Annotated in this window: 18 protein-coding genes; 8 read left to right on the top strand and 10 right to left on the bottom strand. The window is 35.9% G+C overall.

What is annotated here, in order from left to right:
• The first annotated feature begins 28 nt into the window (after positions 1 to 28).
• The 5 genes from AC07N0_RS15350 (at position 29) to AC07N0_RS15330 (ending at position 8,268) form a co-directional block, all read left to right on the top strand.
• Positions 29 to 997, top strand: a complete 969-nt coding sequence (locus AC07N0_RS15350; RefSeq protein ID WP_494589867.1) for a glycoside hydrolase family 43 protein — start codon at positions 29 to 31, stop codon at positions 995 to 997.
• Between the two features lie 29 nt (positions 998 to 1,026).
• A complete protein-coding gene (locus tag AC07N0_RS15345) occupies positions 1,027 to 3,147 on the top strand; it encodes an alpha-L-arabinofuranosidase family protein (protein ID WP_494589866.1) in 2,121 nt (706 codons plus the stop codon).
• 60 nt (positions 3,148 to 3,207) lie between these two features.
• Entirely contained in the window at positions 3,208 to 5,181 is a 1,974-nt protein-coding gene (locus AC07N0_RS15340; protein WP_494589865.1) for an alpha-L-arabinofuranosidase family protein, read from the top strand.
• A gap of 130 nt (positions 5,182 to 5,311) precedes the next feature.
• Positions 5,312 to 7,231 carry a glycoside hydrolase family 97 protein gene (locus tag AC07N0_RS15335; protein ID WP_494589864.1) on the top strand — a complete coding sequence of 640 codons (1,920 nt, stop codon included), beginning with the start codon at positions 5,312 to 5,314 and terminating at the stop codon, positions 7,229 to 7,231.
• A 65-nt stretch (positions 7,232 to 7,296) separates the two neighbouring features.
• Positions 7,297 to 8,268: an arabinan endo-1,5-alpha-L-arabinosidase gene (locus tag AC07N0_RS15330; RefSeq protein WP_494589863.1), complete on the top strand. Its 972-nt coding sequence runs from the start codon at positions 7,297 to 7,299 to the stop codon at positions 8,266 to 8,268.
• 77 nt (positions 8,269 to 8,345) lie between these two features.
• Here AC07N0_RS15330 and AC07N0_RS15325 read toward each other — a convergent pair whose 3' ends face one another.
• The 9 genes from AC07N0_RS15325 to AC07N0_RS15285 form a co-directional block, all read right to left on the bottom strand.
• Positions 8,346 to 8,741: a c-type cytochrome gene (locus AC07N0_RS15325; RefSeq protein ID WP_492799474.1), complete on the bottom strand. Its 396-nt coding sequence runs from the start codon at positions 8,739 to 8,741 to the stop codon at positions 8,346 to 8,348.
• A gap of 167 nt (positions 8,742 to 8,908) precedes the next feature.
• Positions 8,909 to 10,081: a PQQ-dependent sugar dehydrogenase gene (locus AC07N0_RS15320; RefSeq protein ID WP_494589862.1), complete on the bottom strand. Its 1,173-nt coding sequence runs from the start codon at positions 10,079 to 10,081 to the stop codon at positions 8,909 to 8,911.
• Between the two features lie 75 nt (positions 10,082 to 10,156).
• Positions 10,157 to 10,942 (bottom strand): hypothetical protein, encoded by a 786-nt coding sequence (locus AC07N0_RS15315; RefSeq protein WP_492799476.1) that lies wholly within the window; start codon positions 10,940 to 10,942, stop codon positions 10,157 to 10,159.
• A 244-nt stretch (positions 10,943 to 11,186) separates the two neighbouring features.
• The gene (locus AC07N0_RS15310) at positions 11,187 to 12,194 is read right to left on the bottom strand and encodes a fatty acid desaturase (protein WP_494589861.1); all 1,008 of its coding nucleotides are present in this window, start codon (positions 12,192 to 12,194) and stop codon (positions 11,187 to 11,189) included.
• A gap of 111 nt (positions 12,195 to 12,305) precedes the next feature.
• Positions 12,306 to 14,486: a penicillin acylase family protein gene (locus AC07N0_RS15305; protein ID WP_494589860.1), complete on the bottom strand. Its 2,181-nt coding sequence runs from the start codon at positions 14,484 to 14,486 to the stop codon at positions 12,306 to 12,308.
• Positions 14,487 to 14,674: 188 nt separating this feature from the next.
• A complete protein-coding gene (locus AC07N0_RS15300; RefSeq protein WP_494589859.1) occupies positions 14,675 to 15,055 on the bottom strand; it encodes a VOC family protein in 381 nt (126 codons plus the stop codon).
• Between the two features lie 151 nt (positions 15,056 to 15,206).
• Positions 15,207 to 17,537: a glycoside hydrolase family 65 protein gene (locus tag AC07N0_RS15295; RefSeq protein ID WP_494589858.1), complete on the bottom strand. Its 2,331-nt coding sequence runs from the start codon at positions 17,535 to 17,537 to the stop codon at positions 15,207 to 15,209.
• Positions 17,538 to 17,824: 287 nt separating this feature from the next.
• Complete coding sequence (pgmB, locus tag AC07N0_RS15290) at positions 17,825 to 18,472, bottom strand: beta-phosphoglucomutase (RefSeq protein WP_494589857.1); 648 nt, start codon at positions 18,470 to 18,472, stop codon at positions 17,825 to 17,827.
• Positions 18,473 to 18,575: 103 nt separating this feature from the next.
• Entirely contained in the window at positions 18,576 to 20,480 is a 1,905-nt protein-coding gene (locus tag AC07N0_RS15285) for an alpha-amylase family glycosyl hydrolase (RefSeq protein WP_494589856.1), read from the bottom strand.
• A gap of 235 nt (positions 20,481 to 20,715) precedes the next feature.
• On the opposite strand from AC07N0_RS15285, the gene AC07N0_RS15280 reads away from it, so the two are divergent.
• The 3 genes from AC07N0_RS15280 (at position 20,716) to AC07N0_RS15270 (ending at position 24,872) form a co-directional block, all read left to right on the top strand.
• Positions 20,716 to 22,623 (top strand): alpha-amylase family glycosyl hydrolase, encoded by a 1,908-nt coding sequence (locus tag AC07N0_RS15280; RefSeq protein ID WP_494589855.1) that lies wholly within the window; start codon positions 20,716 to 20,718, stop codon positions 22,621 to 22,623.
• Positions 22,624 to 22,729: 106 nt separating this feature from the next.
• Entirely contained in the window at positions 22,730 to 23,983 is a 1,254-nt protein-coding gene (locus AC07N0_RS15275; RefSeq protein ID WP_494589854.1) for an MFS transporter, read from the top strand.
• 7 nt (positions 23,984 to 23,990) lie between these two features.
• Positions 23,991 to 24,872 carry an N-acetylmuramoyl-L-alanine amidase-like domain-containing protein gene (locus tag AC07N0_RS15270; RefSeq protein ID WP_494589853.1) on the top strand — a complete coding sequence of 294 codons (882 nt, stop codon included), beginning with the start codon at positions 23,991 to 23,993 and terminating at the stop codon, positions 24,870 to 24,872.
• Between the two features lie 27 nt (positions 24,873 to 24,899).
• On the opposite strand, the gene AC07N0_RS15265 is transcribed toward AC07N0_RS15270, so the two are convergent.
• Positions 24,900 to 26,276 (bottom strand): aldehyde dehydrogenase family protein, encoded by a 1,377-nt coding sequence (locus AC07N0_RS15265; RefSeq protein ID WP_494589852.1) that lies wholly within the window; start codon positions 26,274 to 26,276, stop codon positions 24,900 to 24,902.
• Between the last annotated feature and the right edge of the window lie 35 nt (positions 26,277 to 26,311).

The raw sequence follows: 26,311 nt of genomic DNA, 5'->3' as shown, positions 1-26,311 counted from the left end.
AATTTTTGTATATAAATAAATATAATCCATGAATCGTAAAAACCTTTTAAAACTATTATTTGCAGGCCAATTAATGTTTGCATTTTCGGGAAATGCACAAGTAAAGACTTCTGGGAATCCTATTGTTAAAGACAAGTTCACTGCCGACCCTGCCGCATTAGTTGATAACGGAACAGTATACGTATATACTGGTCATGATGAAGCACCTACACGCGAACAACGCTACGTAATGCACGAATGGCTTTGTTATTCATCTACAGATATGGTTAATTGGAAAGAACACCCAAGCCCGTTATCTGTAAAAGACTTTGCTTGGGCGAAAGATGATGCTTGGGCTTCGCAAGTAGTAAAAAAAGGAAATAAGTATTATTGGTATGTTGCCACTACTCATGGCAAGATTCATGGCAAAGCCATCGGTGTAGCCGTTTCTGATAGCCCAACAGGTCCTTTCAAAGATGCAAAAGGTTCGGCTATTATTACCAACGACATGACAACGGATACAAAAATCAGTTGGGATGACATAGACCCTTCTGTATTTATTGACGACGACGGACAGGCTTATCTTTTCTGGGGAAATACCATCTGTTATTATGCTAAATTAAAAGATAACATGATTGATTTAGACGGGCCAATCATGAAAGTAGACCTGCCAACTAAATTTACAGAAGCTCCTTGGGTACATAAGCGTAAAGGATGGTATTATTTATCTTACTCTATTGAGTTTCCTGAAAAAACTGTTTATGCGATGAGTAAGAACATCAATGGCCCTTGGGACTTTAAAGGAACTATCAATGAAATTGCAGGAAATTGTAACACCAACCACCATGCTATTATTGACTTCAAGGGTAAATCTTATTTTGTTTATCACAATGGTGCTTTAGTGCCTGATGCTGGCAGTTTTCACCGTTCTGTGTGTATAGACGAACTAAACTATAATAAAAACGGAACGATTAAGCGCATCGTTATGACAAGTGAAGGTGTACCACAAGTTAAATAGTGATTTATCATCCGTAAAATCATCATTCATTGAAAAACACATTGTTAAGTTTTATACTGTTTTTACTTTGGGCTGGAAATACGCTAGCCCAAAGTAAAAATGCTTTAAAGGAGACTAGTACAAAACATTCAATTATCTCTCCTATTATTGCCAATATTAATCTTCAACAACAAAAACCTGAAATTAATAAATATCATTTTGGTCAATTCATTGAAAACTTGGGCAATGTAGATGTAGGCGATTTGGTAGATGATGGGCTATGGGCAGAAATGTTAGACGACCGTAAGTTTTTCTATCCAGTTGATACCATCAAGATTCTTTCGCCCATCAATAAGCGAGACCACATGAATCAGTGGACACCAATAGGGAAAATTGATGCCATAAAAATGGACTCTATCAATCCTTTTGTTGGTAAGCATTCACCAAAAGTATTTACCAGTAATAGTCAAACAAATGGAATTGTTCAATCGGGACTTTGGCTACAGAACAATAAAAAATACGTAGGAAGGATTTATTTAGCGGGTACAGCAAATGTAAAAATAACGATAAACTTAGTGTGGGGAGATAAACCCGAACAGAGAACTACAGTATTAATTGATAACCTAACGAGAGATTACAAAAAATTTGATTTAGCATTCATAAGCAAAACAAGTACGACAAACGCAAGAATAGAAATAACAGGCATAGGCGAAGGCATCTTTAGTATTGGAGCGGTTTCATTAATGCCCGAAGATAATATTCAAGGATTCAGAAAAGACGTTATTCAATTACTAAAAGGCTTGCATTCAGGTATTTATCGATGGGGAGGCAACTTTATTTCTGGTTACGACTGGAAAGACGGCATAGGCGACCCAGATAAAAGACCTCCTAGATATGAATACGCTTGGGAAGGATTAGAAAGCAATGATGTTGGTTCTGAAGAAATCGTCCGTTTTGCTCAATTAATTGATGTTGAAATAGCCTTTACTGTCAACACAGGTTTTGGTGATGCCTCCTCTGTCGCTCAGTGGGTAGAGTATATGAATGGTGATTCACATAGTGAAATGGGTAAACTTAGAGCCAAAAATGGTTTTGCAAAGCCTTTCAATATAAAGTTTTGGTGCATAGGGAATGAAAGTTACGGCTGGTGGCAGTTGGGACATATAGATTTAAAAAGTCATCTTATCAAGCATAGAATGTTTGTCGAAAAAATGAAAGCCGTTGATTCATCCATTAAAATTGTGGCTTCTGGGGCTTCTATCGATGAAATGACTGTGACTGAAAGTGCCAAAAAAGAAACGGGTAAAATCATTGCCGAATATGATTCTCCTGCTGATTGGACTGGTGGAATGCTGAGACAAAACAACAATTATTTTGATTTTGTGAGTGAACATTTTTATTGTTCTGTCACTGAAAGATTTGATTTAACTACTGGAAAATATATCACAATAGACGAACCTCTGGAAGATTGGACACGACGACCTGCGAATCGTATAAAAGCCAAAGCCGAACACTATGCAGAATATGCCAAAAGAATTCCTGCTTTGCAACATAAAAGAGCACAGGTTTATTTAGACGAATGGGCATATTATACTAATTGGGTACATCCTAAACCCACATTAGGTGTTACGATTGGATACGCTCGTGGATTAAATGAGATTTTTAGGAATACTGATTTAATTAAAATGGTTGGTTTTACCTTTGGAACTTCTTGTATTTCATTCAATGATACTTCGGCAGTTTATAACGCTACTGGTTTATTGTATCAGTTATACGGTTCGCATATAGCCAGTATTCCTGTAGAAATTGATGGAAACTCACCTCAACCTTTACCCAAATGGGCTATTGGAGGCGAACAACCCAACGTAAATGCAGGAAGTAATACTTATCCTTTAGATATGTTTGCCTCACAGAGCAAAGACGGTAAGTTTATTTCGATAGCTATAATAAACCCAACTCTCGCGGAACAAGATTTTGCCATTAAAGTACCTCATGTAAATACCACCAATGAAATAACACATTACTCCTTAACAGGAAATTCAATAGAGGGTAAAAATGTAGTGGGTAAAAAAGAGGAGGTATTTTTGAAAAAAGCCTCTGTCCAGAAAAAAGACCTTATAAAAATTGCGCCTGCAAGTATAAACGTTTATACCTTTGAAGTAATCAAATAAAACACAACGTGTAAACATTGAAAAATCAAAACTAGTAACAAAAACATAATGAATATATCCATGAAAAAAATCCTTTCTTTAGCAGTAAGTCTTTTTTTACTGACAGAGTCTTTTGCACAAAATCCCGTTATTAACATTCAAGCCACACAACCTGTATCTACTATTCAGCCAACAATGTGGGGTGTATTTTTTGAAGACATTAACATGGGTGCTGACGGAGGTATCTATGCAGAATTAGTTAAAAACCGTTCATTTGAATTTTTTAAGCCATTGATGGGTTGGAAAATTGAGCGTAAAAAGGCCGAAGAAGGTGATATTATTATTCAGAATCGCCAAGGGAATACCGTTAACCCGAGATTTATCAGCATAAAAGCCAACAATGTTGCTAAAGGTGAACTAGGAATTACCAACGAAGGCTTCAAAGGCATGGGTATTAAAAAAGGACTGAGATATGATTTTTCGGTATTGTACCGTCATCAAAAAGGAACCGTAAAATTGCATGCAGAGTTGATAGATTCAAAAGGTAATACTATTGGCGAAACGACTCTTATTCCTACAGCAAACGGACATGAGTGGAAAAAAGAAGCCATCAGTTTCAACGCTACTGAAACAGAAGCAAAAGGAAAGTTCAGGATTTGGTTTGAAGGAAATGGCGAAATCGACCTTGATATGATTTCATTGTTTCCTGAAGATACTTGGAAAAAAAGACCAGGCGGAATGCGTGCAGACATGATTCAACTTTTGGCAGATATGAAACCTGGATTCATCCGTTTTCCTGGGGGTTGTATTGTAGAAGGTTACGATTTATCACAAAGATATCAATGGAAAAAAACCCTTGGTCCTATTGAAGACAGACAGTTAATCATCAATCGTTGGAATTTTGAATTTGCACATCGCCCTGCTCCAGATTATTATCAAACATTTGGTTTAGGTTTCTTTGAATATTTTCAATTAGCCGAAGATATTGGTGCTGAACCATTGCCTATCTTGAACTGTGGGATGGCTTGTCAATTTAACACTGCCGAATTAGTACCATTAAGTGAATTAGATTCTTATGTACAAGATGCCTTAGATTTGATTGAATTTGCCAATGCTGAGCCAAATACTAGATGGGGAAAAGTACGTGCAGATATGGGGCATCCAGCACCTTTTGATTTGAAATTCTTAGGAATTGGTAATGAAAACTGGGGACCACAATATGTAGAACGTTTGAAAATTTTCACAAAGGCAATCAAAGCAAAATATCCAAACATCAAATTAGTAAATAGTTCAGGAACTGACCCTAATGGTGATAGATTTGATTATTTGAATAAAGAGTTACGTGATATGAAAGCTGACATTATTGACGAGCATTATTATCGTACACCAGATTGGTTTTTGAAAAATGCTGGTCGCTATGATTCTTACGACCGCAATGGAGCAAAAGTATTTGCAGGTGAATATGCAGCACAAAGTGATAAAACGGTAAGTGTAAAAAATGTAAACAACTGGAAGTGTGCTTTATCAGAAGCAGCATTTATGACAGGGTTAGAGCGTAATGCACAAGTAGTAAATATGGCATCTTATGCACCGCTTTTTGCGCATGCGGAAGGATGGCAATGGACACCAGATATGATTTGGGTAGATAACCTTCGTTCTTATGGTACGCCAAATTATTATGTACAAAAATTGTATTCTACTAATAAAGGAACACACGTATTAAATACTTCTGAAAATGGAAAGCCATTAACAGGCCAAGGAGACTTGTATGCCTCTGGTATTTTAGACAAAGCTACCAAGGAAGTGATTTTGAAAGTAGCTAATATTTCGGATAAAGAGCAAATTCGTGAAGTGAATCTTGAAGGTATCAAGAAATTTGATGCAAAAGCTAAATTGATTGTATTGAAAAATACTAACCCAGAGGCTTTAAATACTTTTGAAAATGCAACGAATGTAAGTCCCGTAGAAGAGACTATCACACTTAATCCAAAGAAAAAAATCTCTTTGACATTAGCACCGAATTCGTTTACAGTATTAAGAGTAAAGTTACTATAATATTTAGTTGCTATTAATTAAGGTCGTCTTGTCTAATGAATTACCAACATTAATTCTATACGACAAGACGATTTTTTTTAAAATTCCATTTCTTAATTTTATTTATGCTAATAAAACATCTTTCCTTACGATGAACCTAAAATCATTTCAAACAATTATTTTTTTACTATTGGCAAGTAGTGCTTTTTCACAGAAAATGTTTAGTCCGAATCATCAAATTACTGTTGATTTTTCAGTGAAAAATCAACAAGCAAGCTATTCTGTAAGCTTTCAAGGAAAGCAAGTATTAGAATCGTCTCGCTTAGGACTCATCCGCGAAGATGGTGATTTCACTAAAGGGCTTACACTTTTAGAGACTACGAAGCCTATTTTGGTAAAAGATAAGTATAGTATCCTTACTGCTAAAAAGAGTGAGATTACCTATACTGCTAACCGTCAGGTTTTTAAACTAAAAAATGCACAAGGTAAAAAACTTGATATTATTTTTCAGGTTTCAAACGACGGTGTAGCATTCAGGTATTTTTTTCCTGAAAACGCTAGCGACATCAAGAAAATCAGTGAGGAAATTACGTCATTCAATTTTCCAGAAGCTACTAAAGCTTGGCTTCAACCCATGAGTGATGCCCAAACTGGTTGGGAACACTGTCATCCTTCTTATGAAGAGTTTTATCAAAAAAATATCTTAGCAGGTATTATTTCACCTATCAAAGCGGGGTGGGTTTATCCTGCTCTTTTCCAAAGTAATGGCACTTGGGTTTTATTAACCGAAGCTGGTTTAGACGGTACTTATTGTGCTACACGCCTAAGATCTGAATCGCCGAATAATGAATACAAAATCGGGTTTCCACAAGCACCAGAAGTATTTACAGGGGGCGAATTGAATCCACAATCTACTTTGCCTTGGCTTTCACCTTGGAGAATCATTGCCTTAGGTTCGTTGAAAACTATCACAGAATCAACCTTGGGCACAGATTTAGCCAAGCCTGCTATCAAAATGGATACTTCGTTCATTAAAACTGGTAAAGCTTCTTGGAGTTGGATTATCAAAAAAGATGAATCTGTCAATTTTGAAACAACCAAAGACTACATCGATTTTGCGGCCAAAATGCACTGGGAATATTGTTTGATAGATGCCGATTGGGACACTAGAATTGGTTATGACAAAACAAAATGGCTAGCTGATTATGCCAAAACCAAAAATGTAAAACTGTTGCTTTGGTATAATTCCGCAGGCGATTGGAACACAGTAAAGTATCATCCTAAAGGATTATTGCTGACACATGAAGGAAGAATGAAAGAATTTACCAAAATCAAGGAAATGGGTATTGCAGGGGTAAAAATTGATTTCTTTGGCGGTGATGGACAGTCGATGATTAAGTATTATGTAGATATTTTAGAAGATGCTGCAAAAGTACAATTATTAGTCAACTTTCATGGTGCTACTTTACCAAGAGGCTGGCACAGAACTTACCCGAATTTAATGACTGCGGAGGCAGTAAAAGGATTTGAGATGGTTACGTTCGACCAAGCGGCTGCTGACGAACAGCCTGCACACTGCACTACTTTGCCTTTTACAAGGAATGCTTTTGACCCAATGGACTTTACGCCGATGAATTTGTACAAAGTGCCTAATATCAAAAGACGAACTACTTCTGCTTTTGAATTAGCCTTGTCTGTTGTATTTATTTCAGGTATTCAACATTTTGCAGAATCACCCGAAGGTATGACTCATGTTCCTGAATTTGCTCAAAAATTCTTACAAACATTACCAAGCACTTGGGATGAAACACGTTTTATTGATGGATTCCCAGGCAAATTGTTTGTCGTAGCCAGAAAATCAGGTAACAAATGGTACATCGCAGGTATTAATGGTGAAGGAATCAACAAAGAACTAACGCTTGATTTATCTTTCTTAAAAAATAAAAAAGGACAATTAATCTCTGATGATGAAACCGTTTTATTAAAAAAATCATCATTTGATATTCCTGCAAAGGGACAATACAAAATCTCTTTAAAGCCCAATGGGGGTTTTGTAGGTGTTTTTGAGTAATAATTAATAAACCCGATTAAGCTATTTTAGAACGTGGCTTAGTCGGGTTAAACCTCACTCTCACAATGACTATGATTAAAAATACGAAGTACTTTTTAATAGCTTTATTCGCACTATTAATAAACTTCCAGACTAACGCACAGCAGGGAGAAATCGAATCTCATGATCCTTCTACCATCTTGAAAGAAGGCAATAGTTATTGGTTCTTTTCTACTGGTAATGGTATCAAAGCTACTTATTCCACTGATTTAGTCAATTGGAAAGTCTCGTCACAAACAGTGTATAAAAAGGACTCTTTTCCCACTTGGATTAAAGAATATGTACCTAAATTCCAAGGACATTTTTGGGCGCCAGATTGTATTTTTATGAACGGGAAATACTATTTATATTACTCTTGTTCATCCTTCGGCGTTACTCAGTCCGCTATTGGGGTAGCAACCAATGAAACCCTTGATCCAAAATCTCCAAAATATAAATGGACAGACTTGGGTATGGTGGTAGCATCTAAGGAACGAAAAGACTTCAATGCCATAGACCCAAGTATTCTAAAAGACAAGCAAGGTAAAATTTGGATGACCTATGGTTCATTTTTCGGTGGCATTGGTGCAGTAGAATTAGATTCTATTTCAGGGAAAATCAAAGCTGGAGAAAGTATCAAAAAAGTAGCGGGTGGCAGAGAGTCTGACTGGGAAGCGTCTTGTCTGATTCAAGAAGGTGAATATTATTATCTTTTTGTGAACAATGGTTTATGTTGCAAAGGACTAAATAGTACTTATTACATCGTTTGTGGGCGTTCTAAAAATCCTTTAGGGCCATTTTTAGACCAAACTGGTAAAGATTTAAATACTGGCGGAGGTACGGTAATTATGCGAACTGAAGGTAAATTTCAAGGCCCTGGTCATGTGGGTTTATTGCGAGAAAAAGGCAAAAACATTGTCTCTATTCATTATTATGATGCCGAAGACCAAGGAAAATCTAAAATGAATATTGTAGAAATGTATTTTAAGAAAGGTTGGCCTTATTTTAAGAGGAAGTAGATGGATTAAACAGTTAAAGATTTGTCAACTTTTGAAAAGTTGTCTAATCTAAACCAAGAGCTAAAAACAAGAGGGAATCATTTTTTGATTCCCTCTACTGTTTTCACATCAATAATTTTTGTCGATTTATTACCCCATGAATTCAAGATATAATTCATTACATCGGCAATTTCTTCATTCTCTAATCCGGGTTCAGGCATCATGCCTTGATACTTTACTCCATTTACTTGGATAGAGTCTTTTAATCCAAATTTTATTGCTCTAATGCCTTTTTCGGGAGTTTTCAATAAATAATCTGAATTTGCCAAAGGCGGATTAAGCTTAGGAACACCTTCTCCTTTACCCATGTGGCAAACAATACAATTATTCATATATACTTCTTTACCACGAGCAATACTATCAGCTAGTTCATCTTCTTGACGCCAAAAAGGAGACAGAAACAACATTGAAGCAATTAGTATAATTATTTTCATTTTTATTTAAGGGGCTTTCGGTTGTCGGAATTCGGCAGTCAAAATATAAAAATTGGTTTTCAGGTATCGTGATTCAGCTTTAGATTATCAGAACTGATAATAATAGCCAACAGCAATCGGCTTTTAATTATAAAAGCCGATTGCTGATGACCGAAGACCGATAGCCACTATTTAGTTGGACTAATTTTTACAATTGAACCAGTACTTTCAATGGCTACATAAATATTTCCGTCTGGACCTTCTTTGATGTCTCTTACTCTACCAATATTTTCAAACACCGTTTCTTGACTAACCACTTTATTGTTTTTAATTACACAACGCTTGATATAATTAAACTTTAATGAACCAATCAGTAAATTACCTTTCCAATCAGGGAATTTCTTACTGGTGATAAAAGTCATTCCGCAAGGAGCAATTGATGGTCTGTAATAAATAATAGGCTGTTCCATTCCTGCACGAGCAGTATCTGGACTGATAATTGAATTATCATAGCCAATACCGAAGGTAATTGCTGGCCAGCCATAGTTAGCACCTTTCTTCACGATATTTACTTCGTCGCCTCCTTGTGGACCATGTTCGTGTTCCCACAAATCACCTGTCGTTGGATTAATCACAAAACCTTGTGGATTTCTGTGTCCATAAGAATAGATTTCAGGTCTAGCACCGTCTTGTCCAACAAATGGGTTATCTTTAGGCACAGAACCATCATCATTTAAACGCACTACTTTTCCTTGGAAAGTCGTAAGTTTCTGAGCCTCTTCTTGTTGACCTCTCTCTCCTACTGTCAAGTATAAATAGCCTGCTCTATCAAAAGCAATTCTTCCACCGTAGTGATGGGTTGTAGTTACATTTGGTGTTGCTTTAAAGACAACTTTTTGTTCTGTAAGCGTATTGCCTACTAATTTAGCACGCATCAACGCTGTATTAGAACCTTTGCCAGTTTCGCCATCTGCTAAAGGTGATGAATAGCTAAAGTAAATCCATCCATTTTTGGCATAATTGGGATGCAATTTTATATCTAAAAGCCCTCCTTGTCCTTTAGAGATAATAGCAGGAAGTCCTTTGATAGGCTCTTCTACTAATTTTCCATCATGAATCAATCTTAATTGTCCCGACCTTTCAGTAACCAACATATCACCGTTAGGTAAAAAAGCCATTCCCCAAGGTACATTCAAGCCCGTAACAAACGTTTCAATCTTAAACTCATCAGTACCAGCTTTTACTGATTTGTTTAAAACAGGGTTATCATTTGCATGATTTAGATTACAGGAAGCATCAACAGATATTAATAAGCCAGCCAGTAGAGGTAGTACTCCAATAGAGAAAATTTGTTTTTTCATTTTTGAGTTTATATTCTTTGTTCGTGATAAAGTTAATGAAAAACACCTTTTTCACTGTACTGATTTCCCTGTATTTTAAGTACTTATTTCAGAATGTTGAACAGAAGAATTCAATTTATCTGTGATGGCTTTTATACGAAGTTCAGAGCGTTTGACGTCTGCTCTTAAATTTTGTTTTTCAGTGACAAGTTTATTGATAAGAGCGTCGTTCTTCTCTATTTTTTTCATCGCTGATTTTATCTCATTCTGGATTTTCTGGATTTCAGAAAGTTCCCTATTGATTAAACGTTGCTTAATAGAGTTCGTTCGCTTTTTCAGTTGCTTATTCCTTTGCTTCTCAAGGAAATCATCGGAAGCAAAATAAGCTTTCTTTTCGGCATTAATACGTCCAATACCCTCTTTCCTTACCTTTAACGCTATTTCAGGGTTTACATTTAGGCCAAGCGAGCGCATTTTTTTATAAACAACGCCATATCTTAAGCCCAAATGTTCACAAATCTCTGGTAAAGGTTTGCTATAATGATGCTCCTTTAAATAATTGATGGCTTCGTCAGTCCATTTGGTAACGCCTTCTCTGCCTGAAGGAACGCCTTTTCTACTCGCTTGGCGTACTTTCCTAAGCTCTTCTCCTACTGTGAGTTTAAATCTTTTAAGTTGCCCTCTTACAGACTCCCAACTTCTTCCAAGTTGATCAGAAATTTCTCTGGATGTCAAATTCTGAAAATTTTCTTTGAGGAAATCTATTTCCTCTTGGGTCCATTTCGTTGTAATTCTTTTTGGAGGTTTGGGCGCAACTTCACTTCTCAGTACCACTCCATCCTTGACGTAGTTGATGATTCTTAATTTATTTTTCTTTGCCATTTGCTTTTTTACTAAATTTCAAAAGAATGTTTGCGTGATGAGGAACAGCGAAAAATGTATTGAGGACTCTCAAAACATTCAGTATTATGGTTAGCAAAGGGTTTCTGTCTAACAAACTTCGTATATTATTCTTAAAAAAACAAATAAGCAGTTTAGGATAAAACTAATTTATTGAAAATAAAAATAGCTCCAAAAATGGAGCTATTTAAAACGAAAAATCTTATTGAAAAATTGTAATTATCTATTATATTTTTTGTTCAGCCATTTGAATGTCTGGAATTGAGGTATCATCCAACCCTACACGACCTCTTTCTTTTCTTACAATTCTTGAATATAAGCCTACTTCTTGGCTAAATAAAAAGGTAAAAAATAATTTCACAAATGAAGTATGGTACTTCAAATCATCATAAAACTCAGGAGCAGTCGCTTTCAATTTTGGTAAATTATTCCAAGGTACTGATGGCATATCGTGGTGTTCGTTGTGGTAGCCCACATTCATATTGATTAAGTTCAAACCACCATAATAGCTGTATGTTTCTTGGTCTTTATCCAATACAAGATAATGTTCTTGAATCCATCTTGCACCAAGTGGGTGTAAACCTACTGAGAACATAAAGCTTGCACCCATGTAGCCTAATGCTGGCCATCCCCAGAAATACCAAATGACAACATCAAAGGCAATTTGAGCAAAAATATTCATCAATACCCAACGGTCTATTACCGCTAATTCTAAACAACGAAGTGTACGAATCACTTGAAAAATTGGGAACAATAACAACCAGATTGCTTTACCTAAAAAATAATTATTAATCATTTTTGCCTCCCATTTATCTGGTAAGTCAGCATCTAGTTCATGAACACCTTGAAAAGCGTGGTGCTTTAAATGGTAGTTTTTAAATGAAATTGCTGTAGGTACTAATGAAGGAAAATTAGCAACAATACCAGCGTAAACGTTCCACGATGGTTTTTTGAAAACAAGGTTATGCGAAGCCTCATGGATACAAATAAACAATGTATGTGATGGGAAAGCACCAATACACCAAGCAGCCGCTAAAATAATATACCAAGCTTGGTCTTTTACCAGATAAGTCATCAGAATTTGAAGTGACACACAAGCCAGAATCCAAACCATCGTCATTGGATTTTTTGTGATTAACTTCTTTACCTCAGGGTGAGCCTTTAATATCTGCCTTGTACGCAAACGGTGCGGTTCAGAACCTGTCACATGAGTAAAATCTTGTTGATACGCCATTTAATTTTAATTTAATTCGTTATTGAAATTACTGTTTGAATCTTATTTGAAAAATATTACAAATATACTGCGAACCTAACGTTTTATCAATTTGTTTAACAATATTTACGCTTATTCGCCTGGATGATACGTCTTTTCTGCATTTTTTAGCACATCTTCCTTATAAAAGAGGACATCTTTGAATTTCCCCTTTGTATACATCAACAATTGATCTTTGAAATGTTTTGAATTTGGATCACCACTTTCGCCACCTGCCAACAAAGATTTAGCTTTTATTTTTTCACCAAATTCTACGGCACAAATAAAACTATTGCCTCCAACGCCATATCTTTTATTCGTTCCTTGGTAATATCTACTATTATAAGATGGCAACGACCCCCAAAGCGCTGAAGCAAAACCTACAGGAACACTTGGCTCATTATCATTATATTTTGTTTGTAAATCACCCGTCAATCTTTGAAAACGATTTAGTTCGCCCCAAGGTATTTGCCAAGTACCAAATTTTTTATTCAAATCATTTATCACTGTCACCAAAGGAGGCATAAATTTCGCTACATCAGCATTGGCGGCAAACCTCTTAGTATTTTCCACTTGGTCGGTTTCGCCTTGGTCTATGTATAGTCTTTGGATAACAGGGCTCAATTTCTGTGCCCATTCTACTGCCAAAGTAGTAGCTACTGAATTTTCTGATGAATGATAATCCCACGCTTTCAAGATTTCAATCGGTGCTTTTAGCTGCGTATAGAGCGAATCGTTTTGCTTTACGTCACGCTCAAATGTTTTCACCAAAGCTGGAATCAATATTTCAAAAGCCGACAAATAAGTATCATAACCTGCGGCGATTACTTTATCCATGGTATATTTCTTCTCACGGTCTAATACCCTTACTGCATTTACCCCTCTAAAATTTTCACCGTCGGGAGCCATGTAGGATGGATAATTTTCTCGTTTAGGACTATTAACCCCTGCCACTGAAAAGGGCGTTGAATTACAATTTTGCAACCAACCATTGACTGGGTTATACAAATGCACGGTTTCATCTACCTCATGCAAGCCTTTCCATTCTGTAGCTGCTATTGAGCCATCTACAGGTTTAGCCCAATTGAACTGATTATCCCTTTTAGGAATATAGTTGCCATGCCAATAAGCGATATTGCCTTTATAATCAGCAAAAACAGTATTATTTGACGTATTAGCCTTTAAAGCCATCACTTGCTTATATTCCTCAAATCCTTTCGCTTTGGTTCTTTTCCAACTCTGAATCATACTGACAATAGAACGGTTATAAGATTTCAGGCTCACCCATTTATCATCTCTTTTACCCATAATTGGCCCGTGATGCGTAAAGTATGTACTAAAAGTTTTCTGTTTTAATACATTGTCAGCGAGGTAACTAATCGTAATTTTCTTTTCTGTTACGGGCTTTAAAGCTCCTTCATATTCATAAAAATACTTGTCGCCTTTTTTGACAATCTTTTCGGCATACACATCAGCAACATCTACATTACTAGAGGTATGCATCCAACCGCAATATTGATTAAACCCTTGATAAACAAACATTTGCCCCCACGTAACGGCTCCATAAGCATTCAAACCTTCTTCACTAACCACTTGTACTTCTGGACGAAAGTAGAAAGTAACGTGTGGATTAATGTATAAAATAGCTTTGCCTGATTGCGTAATCTTAGGAGAAAACGCAAACCCATTTGAACCTGTTTGTTGCTCAGGATTTTTAGGAACAGCTACCGCAGACACTAAACTACCTGAGTAAAAATTCTTTAAATCGGCTATGCTTAAATCGGCCGTACTGATTGCACCAATACTTCCATCTGTCCACAACAAAGCATACCACGGTTTAAAGCGTGTCAGCATAGCAGGTTTCACTGCTGGATGTTTATATAAATAAAAGTTAATCCCGTCGGCATAAGCATTCAACAATTTCTTTAACCAAGGTGCTGCCTTTTGATAATCTGCCTTGGCTTCGGTAGTATCAATCAATAAGCGAATTTGTAAATCGTTATAGAGTTCTGATTCACCTTTTAGTTCTGCAATTCTTCCCAGCTTTTCTATATAATTCATCTCTACCCGCTTGAAATCATCTTCACATTGAGCAAAAAGTAAGCCAAAAACAGCATCTGCATCCGATTTGCCATAAATATGAGGAATACCCCAATTGTCACGAATAATATTTACTCGCTTCGCCTGTGCCTCAAAGCGACTGATTTCAGCATTTGAAAATTTTTGTGCAAGAATTGAAAAAGGAAGGAAAAACAGTAAAATAATTTTTCTCATATTGATATGTATTGAATGATGAAGGATTCTGTATTAACAAACATACAAAATACAACGAAATTTCTCTCAATACTAATTTAAAACTTTCTCTCAATGCTTAAAATGCGCTAAACTTTAGGCAAATTAGACAAATAGGCACGATGTAAGAATGATATTTCTAGTAGGTCTTAACTGATATATGTTATTATTTACGCTTCATCCTCCGCAAAAGTCAAGTAATACCCATCAATATCTTTAATCGTAAATTCTGTCGCGCCATAAAAAGTCTTTTCTAGTCCTTTCACTACTTCTACTTTGTCTTTAATACTCTCAAAAAAGCTTCTTATTTCCTTTAGCTTGATATAAAAGAGTAAGCTCCCTCCTAGTCTGTTTCTATCAATATCAGGTAATTCTTCTCCTAAACTATCCATCGTCTGCAACATTATTGTTACGCCTCCATTTGAGAGCATCACCCACACAAAATCTCCTTCTTCTGGTACAGTCATGATGGTTTGAAAACCAATCTGCTTATAAAATTCAATAGATTTATTGATGTCTTTGACAAAGTTATTTACCGTTAAGCTTTCCATGTTATTATTGTTTATATGTTAGTGCCAAGTTAATATTTTTACACTTGAAATTTTCTAAAGCATCTATTACTTTTATTGAAAGATGATAAACGAACAAAGCCCCTCAAAAGAAAATCCTTCAAGGGGCTTTGTTTAAAATAATATTAGTAACCTACGCTACGGCTTCTACATTTTTCTGTTCAATATTAACTGTCGAATTTGCTTTCAAAACTACAGCTTCGTTGTATACAAAAATAGTAATATCATCTCCTGCCAAATTTTCAATCACTACTTCATGGGCAAAAGTTTTGATATTCAACAAATTGCCTCTAAAACGAATTTTAAACGAGAATGAATTCCAGTTTTCTGGGACAAATGGTGCTAAATATACCTGCCCATTGCGAATACGCATACCGCCAAACCCTTTCACGATTGACATCCAAGTACCTGCCATGGAAGTAATATGACAACCGTCTTCCGTATCATTATTATAATCATCCAAATCCAAACGTGCCGAACGTTGATAGAATTCATAAGAACGTGCCTTATCTCCTAATTTAGCGGCAATAATCGAATGCACACATGGACTTAATGATGACTCATGAACTGTCATTGGTTCATAGAAATCATAATTACGCTTGATGGTTTCGGTATCAAAGTCATCTTCAAAGAAATATATTCCTTGCAACACGTCGGCTTGTTTAATAAAGCAAGAACGTAATATTCTGTCCCACGACCATTTTTGATTGATTGGTCTATCATGAGCTGGAAGATTAGTTACTTTTATTAATTCTTTATCCAAGAAACCATCTTGTTGTAAGAAAATGCCTAACGCTTTATCTTCGCCCAAGTACATATTGCTAGTAATACTCTTGAATTTTTCAAACTCAATGGTTTCATCAAGGTTTGTAAAACTAGCTAGCTCATTATAACGTTCAGGATTTGATGCTTTGATTTTATCCGCTACTTCCATCAAATACTTCATACACCAAACAGCGAAATAACTTGTGTACCAGTTATTATTTACGTTGTTTTCGTATTCGTTTGGTCCCGTCACTCCCAACATCACATATTGCTTTTTCGCTTCCGACCAGTTTACTCGCTGTGCCCAGAAACGAGCAATGCCTAAAAGTACTTCAAAACCATGTTCAGCTAAATAAGCTTCGTCGCCTGTATAGTTTACATAATCGTAAATGGCATAAGCAATGGCGCCATTACGGTGAATTTCTTCAAAGGTAATTTCCCATTCGTTATGGCATTCTTCACCGTTCATTGTAACCATTGGATACAATGCGGCACCATCTTTAAAACCTAATTTTTGGGCATTCTCAATGGCTTTACCTAGTTGTTTCCAACGATAAACCAGTAGATTACGAGCTACCTGCTGATCGGCAGTTGCTAAGTAAAAAGGAATACAATAAGCTTCGGTATCCCAATAGGTTGAGCCACCATATTTTTCGCCAGTAAAGCCTTTTGGCCCAATATTTAAACGAGCATCTTCGCCCGTATAAGTTTGGTTCATCTGGAAAATATTGAAACGAATACCTTGCTGAGCAGCAACGTCACCTTCAATCACAATATCATTCGTTTCCCATTGTGATGCCCACTTTTCTGCTTGTTCTGTTAGCATTTTATCAAAGCCTTTGGCTTCAATGTTAGCTAAATAAGCTTTGGCTTTAGGAAGTAAATCGTCTATTTCATGATTTTCAGAAGAAAGGTTACAAGCATATTTTACTAAAACAGTTTCTTCGTTAGCTTTTACGCTCAAAGTAACTTGACTCGCTATATATTTTTCTGCTTTTTGAGGCAAGCTTTTGAAATCAACGGCTTTGCCTTCTTGAAAAATTTGAAATTTCTGACCAGTTACTACATGAAAACCTGTTTTCTTAGTAACCATCTCTATATATCCTTCCGCAAAAGCTGTTTCTTTATGAACTTCGTCCCAGAATTTTTCATCATAGTTGGCATCTTTATTTTTGATATCGCCATCTATAAAAGGAGTTAGCACAAGCTTTCCGTCAAAATTAAGGGGCGTAATTGCATAAGAAATTGCCCCTGATTCGTCATCAACAATAGAATTGAAGCGTTTGGTATTAACTTTTACCTGTCTGCCCGACGGCAAAATAGCCACAAAAGAACGTTGTAAATAACCTTCTTTCATATTCAACACACGTCTAAAATCGTTTACTTCCGCAGTATGTAAATCTAGTATTTCATCTTCTATTTCAACTTTAATACCAATCCAGTTGGCAGCATTCAACACCTTTGCAAAATATTCAGGGTATCCGTTTTTCCACCAACCTACACGTGTTTTGTCGGGGTAATATACACCAGCTACATAATTCCCTTGAAGTGTTTTTCCGGTGAAAGTTTCTTCAAAATTACCTCTTTGTCCCATTCGTCCATTGCCTAACGAGCAAACAGATTCCGTAATTTCGTTGAATTCACGATTAAATCCCTCTTCGATGATACACCATTCATCGTGTTTAAGATAGTCTTTCATATAAGGTTATACTTGGTTAGTTTGTTTATTAAGAAAAAGATTAAACCTTTCTCCTCAAGAAAAAACCAATCAAATCAACTGATTATCAATAGTTTAATCAAGTATTTATAAAAATGGTCAATAGTAAATTAAATAACAATTCTCGACTTTTACATAAAAACAGCATTATTATTTAGAAAAAACATCAGCATAATACTATTATACTGCAAAAGTGTTAATTTCTGTGCGAATTTATACTAGAAATTTAACACTCAATTTGCTGTGCTAAACTGTATTTTGGATAATTATTAAAAGTTCAATTTATCCAAGGTCATTTCGTCAAAGCCAGCAATCACAAAATCTGCTTCTGTTAAAATATCAGGAGAACCTACTCCAATAGCTTTCATACCTCCTGCTTTAGCCGCTTGGATTCCTGCTACGGCATCTTCAAATACTACACATTCACTTGGCAATGAATCAGTTGCCTCCGCTCCCATCAAAAATACTTGAGGGTCTGGCTTGCCTTTGGTGATGTTATTGCCATCTATAATGGCATCAAAATAATCTAACATATTGATTCTTTCTAAAATCAATTTAGAATTTTTACTAGCCGAACCCAAAGCGATTTTAATACCCGCTTCGCGAAGGTCAGTAAGAAACTTTTCAACGCCTGGGAGGACTTCCTTAGGTGTCATTAGTTTCACTAAATCTAGGTACCAGTCATTTTTACGAGTTGCCCATGCTAATTTTTCCGCTTCTGTTAAGGTAACATTTCCCCATTGAAGAATCAATTCTAACGATTCCATACGTGAAATACCCTTTAATTGTTCATTCTGATGTTCGGTAAAATCAAACCCTAATTCGTTGGCAAGGCGTCTCCAAGCTTGAAAATGATATACTGCTGTATCAACAATTACGCCATCTAAATCGAATAGGCAAGCTTTAATCTTTGTCATGTGATTTTTAGTTAGTGATTGAGTGAGTAGTGATTGAGTGATTTAAAAAAAATATTCACTCAATCACAATTCACTAACTCACTCAATGTCTGTAAGGATATGTTTATTTTTTTAATTCAAGAATCGTAATTGACATCGCTGGGATTTTTAATGTTTTTAAATCTCCCACCAATACATCTGTCATAATATTTTTGGCAGTACTGAAACCCGACATTCTTTCTGAAAATCTTTGAGTATCCAGATTTTTATCTTCTTTATTTTGGCTCATGATTACCATAATGCTTTCGTTTTCGGTATATCTAAAGTACACATAAATTCCATCCTGTGGTAAAAACTGTGTTAATTTTCCTGTAGTAATCGCATTACTGTTTTTACGATAGCTAGCTAACTTTTTCACAAAATCGAAAGCTTCATTTTCTTTCTCTGTTCTCCCTGATGCTAAAAACTTATTTGTTTTATCATCAGCCCAACCGCCTTCAAAGTCCTTGCGTACTTCGGCATCCGATGGATTCTTGAAGTTTTTTGTCAGGTTTTCGGTGCCATAATACAAATGTGGTACTCCACGAGTAGTTAATAAAAAGCCTACGCCAAGTTTATATTTATTAAAATCTTCGCCAATGACAGAATAAAATCTATCCATGTCATGGTTATCCAAGAAAGTCATGTTCAAGTTAGCGTCTTCATAGAGCGCATCCATTGCCAATGTAGAATACAAACGATTGAAGCCTTTTCCCCAATCAAACCCTTGGTTCAACGCATCGTTGATGGCATTAAACAGCACAAAGTCGTTGGCAGAAGGCAATGAGCTTTTGAAAGGTACATTCAGGTTATTTTTTGCAAAATAGGCTTGTGAATAAGCACTTTGTACAGAGTTTTCACCTGTAATAAACATGTTAGGATATTCTTCTGCCAAAGCAGCATTACAACGATTCATAAAATTCAAGTCATTGTATTGATAAGTATCGATTCTCCAGCCATCGATACCAAAGTTTTCCACTGTCCAAAGAGCATGTTGAATCAAAAAGTTAGCGACAAATTCATTTTTATGGTTCAAATCGGGCAAGAAAGGAACAAACCAACCATTTTGTTGTACTTTAAAATCAGCAGCCGAACCATGCAAAATATCAACCACGGGTTCATCACGGTACGACGTATTGGTATAAGTATCCCATTGATTTAACCAGTTTTTCATTGGTAAATCTTTCAAAATCCAGTGATTGATTCCTACGTGATTATATACTGCATCTTGAATAATTTTTAGTCCTTTGACATGCGATGCTTCTATTAATTTTTTATACGCTTCATTACCCCCAAGGCGTTTGTCTACATTATAATGGTCTGTAAAACCATAACCATGATAGGCTGAACGCATAGCTCCTCCTTCGTTGGTTTGGGGTTGATTGTTTTCAACAACTGGATTCAACCAAATGGTAGTAGCTCCTAATTCTTTTACATAATCTAAATGATTTTGTACACCCAGCAAATCGCCTCCGTGACGTAAAAATGGATTTTTACGGTCGGAAGCAGGGTCGGCCATATCTGCAAATTTATCGTTGGAAGGGTCGCCATTTGAAAAACGGTCAGGAAGAATCAAGTAAATAAAATCTTTTGAATTGATTTCCTGTGGCTTTTGGTCACGTACTTTTAGCTGAAAAGGTTGCGTTATTTTTACGATTTGGTCTATCAATTGTTTTTTCCCTTTTTGCACTTTCACCGTTTTTGAAAGCTCAATCATCATTTGCCCAGCTTGGGTGGCTGGTGCAATTGTTAAATCAAGGAATAGATAATTGGGATTTTCAACTTTGTTTACTTTTTCCAAAGAAACTCCCGGATAATTGATTTTCACATCGCAATCACCAATGTTTTTGCCATAAACTAAGAGTTGTAGCTTTGGGTTTTTCATACCAACCCACCAGTTAGTTGGGTTAATACGTTGAACATTTGGCGTTTGAGCCACCAAAGCATTCATCAAGAAGCATAAAAGAATGGATAAAATTGTTTTTTTCATTTGTTTAAGATGGTTAATGGAAATACAGTAAAATAGCGCAAACTCGGGTGAAAAAGGATTTTATAAACGTTGGATTCTACTTTTTTCAGTATCATTCCTGCAATTTTTCAAATAATTTCAAGAATTTCCTAATAATAAAATCTTAAATTGTGAGCAATTTAATGCAAAGATAAAAGAAAGCTAAAAGAAACGAATCTGTGCTAATCTGTCCTAATACCCAAATTTTATTCTAAAAATGTCTCAAAATTCAATCAAAGTCACAACATTATTAGGCTTCGTTTTTGTCGTTTTTTGGGCAAATGCTCAACAAGCTATCAAAGCCATCCCACGCACGCAACAAAACGCTATTGCCAAAACCAAGAATTATAGTAAATTCAAAGATAGAGACCCGAAAAAAAGTAAAATCATAGTCCCGAAAAATATGACAAAGCATAAAAACGACAAATTAGTAATCCTACAAATGATGTTTCACCTATGGGGAAACAAGAATACTACCAATAAATTTAATGGCTCTGCAGCCGAAAATGGTGTTACTAAATTCTCTGACATTAGTGATTTAGCCTTAAAAAAAATCAAAGATTATGGATATTCACATCTTTATATGACAGGGTTAATTGAGCATGCCACGATGGAAGATTTAACAGCTTATGGTATTCCTAAAGATCATCCAGATGTAGTAAAAGGAAGGTCTGGTTCGCCCTTTGCCATTAAAGATTATTATGATGTCAATCCTTTTTTTGCAGATAAACCTAAAAAAAGACTGCAAGAGTTTGCTAGTATGGTTGATAGGATTCATCAAAATGATTTAAAACTCATTATGGATTTTGTACCTAACCACGTAGCAAGGGTATATCATTCTGATATGAAACCGAAAGGCGTTGAAGATTTCGGTGAAAAAGATGACACAACGAAATTATTCGACCCACACAATAACTTCTATTATCTACCTGATACCCAATTTCAGATTCCTGATGGCGTAAATCCTCCTGTAGAAGTAGAGGGACCTTATGTTGAAACACCCGCGAAAGTATCGGGCAATGATGTTTTCTCTCCTCATCCTTCTATCGACGATTGGTTCGAGACTGTAAAACTTAATTATGGTGTTGACATCCAAAATGGCAGACAAACTCATTTTGACGATATTCCGAGTACTTGGCTGAAAATGGTGAATATATTAAAATACTGGGCTGATAAAGGTGCTGATGGTTTCCGTTGTGACATGGCCGAGATGGTTCCTTATGAGTTCTGGAAATATGCTATTAAAGAAGTAAAGAAGAGCCATCCTGATATTATCTTCATTGCTGAAATTTATAATCCAAAGGAATATCATAATTATATTAAAATAGGAGGTTTTGATTACCTGTATGATAAAGTAGGTTTATATGATGGACTTCGTCATTTGGTTGAAAACAGAGACGATGCCAGTGTAGAAAGCATTACGGGCGTTTGGCAACATGAATCTGGCGACATTGCAGAACACATGCTAAGGTTTTTAGAAAACCATGATGAAGTAAGGATTAATTCGGCGGCTTTTTCTAAAGGGTATCCTATGGCAGCAGTACCAGCGATGGTAGTAACGGCTACTTTGCATACAGGACCAGTGATGATTTACTTTGGTCAGGAATTAGGAGAGTCGGCTTCTGAGCCTGAGGGTTTTAATAGAGCCGAAGACCGTACAACTATGTTTGATTTCTGGGGTGTAAAATCACATCAGGCTTGGATGAACAATGGTAAATTTGATGGAAAACTGTTGACAGAAGAACAAAAGAATATCAGAAAATTCTATGGTGATTTAATCAAATTTGTCAATACTTCTGATGCTGTACAAACTGGCAGTTTCTTTGACTTACAATATATTCAAAATGGTAATTACGACCGTAGAAAAGTGTATAGTTACCTACGTTATTCTGGTAAGCAAAAGCTTTTAATTGTTTGTAATTTTGACCATTTCCAAACCAAGACATTCGATTTAGTAGTTCCAGAAGGTGCATGGTCGGCAATGGGATTAAACCCGAGCAAAGACGCTACTTTCAAAGGGAAATTCAATCAAAAAGAGCAATTTAATCAAAATGCTAGTCAATCAATTCCTGTTACAATCAATCCAAATTCAGTACTTATTTATGAAATTTCTCAGAAAAAATAGAATATATTTTAAATATTTTCTTAATTTGAGTCTTTAATATTACATCATTAACCATTTTATGACAAATAATATAAAACCCCGCCTTAGCCTAGCTCAAATTATCAACATGAGCATAGGCTTTATGGGTATTCAATTTGGTTTTGCACTACAAAATGCAAATACAAGCCGTATTTTTTCAACGTTAGGTGCCAATCCTGACGAGATTCCTATTCTTTGGGTAGCAGCTCCGCTTACTGGTTTATTAGTTCAGCCTATTATTGGATACATGAGCGACCGTACTTGGCATGCAAGATGGGGGCGTCGCCGTCCATTCTTTTTTGCAGGAGCTATTTTAGCCACTATTGCATTAATTGCCATGCCACAATCATCAGTACTTTGGATGGCTGGCGCTATCCTCTGGATAATGGATGCTTCTATTAACGTTTCAATGGAACCATTTAGAGCATTTGTGGGTGATATGCTTCCAAAAGAGCAAAGGACAACGGGCTTTTCGGTACAAACCTTTTTTATTGGTGTCGGGGCAATGATTGCCTCTGGGCTTCCATCTATTTTAGATTATTTTGGTGTCCAAAACACTGCTCCAGAAGGAATTGTGCCAGATACCGTTAGATGGTCATTTTACATCGGTGCGTTTGCTTATTTTATTTGTATTCTTTGGACAATCCTAAAGACAGAAGAATATCCACCTGAAGACATGGAGCTTTTTCAAAGAGAAAAAGACGAAATGAATTTTATGCATGGCATGAAAGAAACAATCAATGGATTATTCAATATGCCAAAAGTAATGAAGCAGTTGGCAGTCGTTCAATTTTTCTCCTGGTTTGCATTATTTTGTATGTGGATTTTTATGACGAATGCTGTTACAGCTAACATTTTTGGCTCGACAGATACGAAGTCTGAAATTTATAATGATGGGGCAAATTTTGTAGGTATTTGCTTCTTGGTGTATAATGGGGTTTCAATGGTTTTTGCTTTATTTTTACCAACTTTGGCGAAGAAATTTGGCAGAAAGCTAACGCACCTACTTTGTCTGACAGCAGGAGGCTTAGGATTAATCTCTATTATGTTTATCACTTCTAAAGAAGCACTATTGCCTTCATTTATTGGTATTGGTTTAGCATGGTCAAGTATTTTGGCGATGCCTTATGCCATGTTATCAGGGAGCTTACCTGCCAACAAAATGGGGTATTATATGGGCGTTTTCAACTTTTTTATCGTCATTCCACAGGTAATTGCCAGCTTAGGTTTACAAAAATTCATGAATTTTATGCAATTAGAACCAATACATATCGTTACTTTGGGGGGAGTATTTATGATTTTGGGAGGATTACTCACACTACGGGTAGAAGATAACGATTAAATAATACATGAGAAAAAGTAATTTAAGTACGCTTAACAGAAACCTTGCAAGCTTGATAAAACCTTGCAAGGTTTTTATATTTTCGTCGCTGTTATTGACAGCCGCTAGCTTTCAACAGCCACTATCAGATGAAGAAATTTATCAACGGAAAATCCAAATGGCTCAGGGCAGTAATATGCACGATTATACCCTAAATATTGCCAAAAGTTTTCTAAACAGACCTTATAAGGCTTCGACGCTCGAAAACCCTAATGAGGAGAAACTAGTAGTAAATCTACGAGAATTTGATTGCTCGACTTTTGTAGAAAGCTGTGTAGCCATGGGCTTGACCTATCGTAAAAATGATATTTCCTTTGATAAATTCCAATATTATTTAAAACGCCTCAGATATTATAACAAAGGACAAATAAAAGGATATGAATCAAGAATCCATTATTTTTCAGATTGGATTTATACCCACAACAAAGACGGACTTTTAGAAGATATTACGAGTTCGTTGGGAGGTATTCCATTAAGAAAGGAAATAAATTTCATGAGCTTGCATTGGGATAAAAACCCTAATGTGGCAAATGTATCACTCCAAGAAAAAATAAAGAAGGTAGAGAATAAAATCAGCAATCAAGATTTTTATTATGTCCCAAAGGCTAAAATCAGAAGTATTGAAGACAAAATCATGAATGGTGATATTATCGGCATTACAACCAATATTGATGGATTAGACATTACGCATGAAGGTTTTGCTATAAGATTGCAGGATAAACGCGTCTATCTGCTTCATGCTTCATCCGAGTTCAAAAGAGTAATGGTGAGCGACAGGCCATTGGCAGAATATATGGCTCCTAAAAAGAATCAAACTGGCATCATGGTGGCTAGATTCAAATTAGAATAATAGTCACCATCATACCAGTTTTCAATGTTATTTCTTGAACATCAAATTCTTATTTTTCAAGAATTTCTTAAACGAAAAAGTTCCAATATTCTCTGCCTTGGTTTCAGGCGAGTTGGTGGAGCTTTTTTCATTTCCATAGAATCTATTGCCCATATAAACATCGTTGATGGTAATGGATTTACTTTTAATTCTACGCGCAATTTTCATGGCTTCGCTATCTTTTCCAGCAAAAACAGAACAGTTAAAAACACTGTTTGAATCATTGGCAAAATCAAGTGCCTGCGTTTCATTCAAGAAAGATTTTACAGGCAAAATAGGTCCAAATGTCATTTCTTTCATGATTTTCATTTGGTGATTCACATTTGTCAGAATAGTAGGACGACAATAAATACTTCCTTTTTGAACAATACATTTTTCAGAACCCGCTACAATAACCGCTCCTTTCTTGACAGCATCGGCTAATTGTTCGTTGATATTGGTGGCTTGTTTTTCTGTAATAATAGGTCCTATTTGTCCATGCTCTATGTTAGGATAGTTGAGCGTCAACAGGTTGCTTTTACCAACTAATCTTGATAAAAACTGTGAATGGATATTTCGATGAACGTATACTCTTTCGATAGACTCTAAAGATTGACCAGCATTAAAAGTTCCGCCCCATAAAATAGCAGATGATGCACTTTCAATATCTGCTGTTTCAGTAATTATTGCCGCTCCTTTTCCTCCAAATTCTAACTGGGCAGGCACAAAATGTTTAGCACTTGTTTCAAATACTTTTTTAGCTTTCTCTTCCGTTCCCGTAAAGCAAATTAAATCTGTAATACTACAAAGCATTTCGCCTACTTCTTTCTCACCTTCAATAAAATGCAAAAAATTATTAAAATGTGGTATTTGACTAATCGTTTTTTCAAGGACTCTAACAAATCGTGGCGTTTTTTCAGAAGGCTTCACCAATACACTATTGCCTGCTAAAAGAGCAGGAATAACCTGCATCATTGTACTCTGGAAAGGGAATTGCCAAGTACTGATAATACCAACGAGCTCGAAGGGTTCGGAATATTCTTCGATATGGTAAGTATTATTATGAAGAATAGTTTGGACTTCTACTTTAAAATAATCCTGTGCTAAATCACAAAACTGGTCGATAGCAGTCAATACTAGATTGATTTCATAAACAGTTTCTATTTTTCTACCAGTATCTACTATCAGTACTTCTGTAAGTTCTTCAAGATGTCGCTCTAAGGCTTTTTTCCAACGTTGTATGGTTTTTATTCGTTGCTCGATACCGATAGCCTGCCAGCTTTTTTGGGCATGACGCATTGCATCAGCTTTTATTTTGAGTGTTTCAAAAGAGAGTTGAGATATTTCATAATCATATAAACCAGTTCTTGGATTTCTTACTTTCATTTAATTAAAGGCTTAAAATTAATGCAATCTCTTAA

It is taken from the genome of Arcicella sp. GW821-FHT09D11 (genome assembly GCF_059416265.1).
The sequence above is the reverse complement of the archived record's forward strand: the minus strand, read 5'-3'. Positions and strand labels throughout refer to the sequence as shown.

Excerpts from the sequence above, each read along its gene's own strand:
- pgmB (WP_494589857.1), bottom strand. The coding sequence starts at position 18,472 with ATGACAAAGATTAAAGCTTGCCTATTCGATTTAGATGGCGTAATTGTT.
- AC07N0_RS15275 (WP_494589854.1), top strand. The coding sequence starts at position 22,730 with ATGAGCATAGGCTTTATGGGTATTCAATTTGGTTTTGCACTACAAAAT.
- AC07N0_RS15295 (WP_494589858.1), bottom strand. The coding sequence starts at position 17,537 with ATGAAAGACTATCTTAAACACGATGAATGGTGTATCATCGAAGAGGGA.
- AC07N0_RS15350 (WP_494589867.1), top strand. The coding sequence starts at position 29 with ATGAATCGTAAAAACCTTTTAAAACTATTATTTGCAGGCCAATTAATG.
- AC07N0_RS15285 (WP_494589856.1), bottom strand. The coding sequence starts at position 20,480 with ATGAAAAAAACAATTTTATCCATTCTTTTATGCTTCTTGATGAATGCT.
- AC07N0_RS15320 (WP_494589862.1), bottom strand. The coding sequence starts at position 10,081 with ATGAAAAAACAAATTTTCTCTATTGGAGTACTACCTCTACTGGCTGGC.
- AC07N0_RS15315 (WP_492799476.1), bottom strand. The coding sequence starts at position 10,942 with ATGGCAAAGAAAAATAAATTAAGAATCATCAACTACGTCAAGGATGGA.
- AC07N0_RS15305 (WP_494589860.1), bottom strand. The coding sequence starts at position 14,486 with ATGAGAAAAATTATTTTACTGTTTTTCCTTCCTTTTTCAATTCTTGCA.
- AC07N0_RS15265 (WP_494589852.1), bottom strand. The coding sequence starts at position 26,276 with ATGAAAGTAAGAAATCCAAGAACTGGTTTATATGATTATGAAATATCT.
- AC07N0_RS15280 (WP_494589855.1), top strand. The coding sequence starts at position 20,716 with ATGTCTCAAAATTCAATCAAAGTCACAACATTATTAGGCTTCGTTTTT.
- AC07N0_RS15335 (WP_494589864.1), top strand. The coding sequence starts at position 5,312 with ATGAACCTAAAATCATTTCAAACAATTATTTTTTTACTATTGGCAAGT.
- AC07N0_RS15325 (WP_492799474.1), bottom strand. The coding sequence starts at position 8,741 with ATGAAAATAATTATACTAATTGCTTCAATGTTGTTTCTGTCTCCTTTT.
- AC07N0_RS15340 (WP_494589865.1), top strand. The coding sequence starts at position 3,208 with ATGAAAAAAATCCTTTCTTTAGCAGTAAGTCTTTTTTTACTGACAGAG.
- AC07N0_RS15270 (WP_494589853.1), top strand. The coding sequence starts at position 23,991 with ATGAGAAAAAGTAATTTAAGTACGCTTAACAGAAACCTTGCAAGCTTG.
- AC07N0_RS15310 (WP_494589861.1), bottom strand. The coding sequence starts at position 12,194 with ATGGCGTATCAACAAGATTTTACTCATGTGACAGGTTCTGAACCGCAC.
- AC07N0_RS15300 (WP_494589859.1), bottom strand. The coding sequence starts at position 15,055 with ATGGAAAGCTTAACGGTAAATAACTTTGTCAAAGACATCAATAAATCT.
- AC07N0_RS15330 (WP_494589863.1), top strand. The coding sequence starts at position 7,297 with ATGACTATGATTAAAAATACGAAGTACTTTTTAATAGCTTTATTCGCA.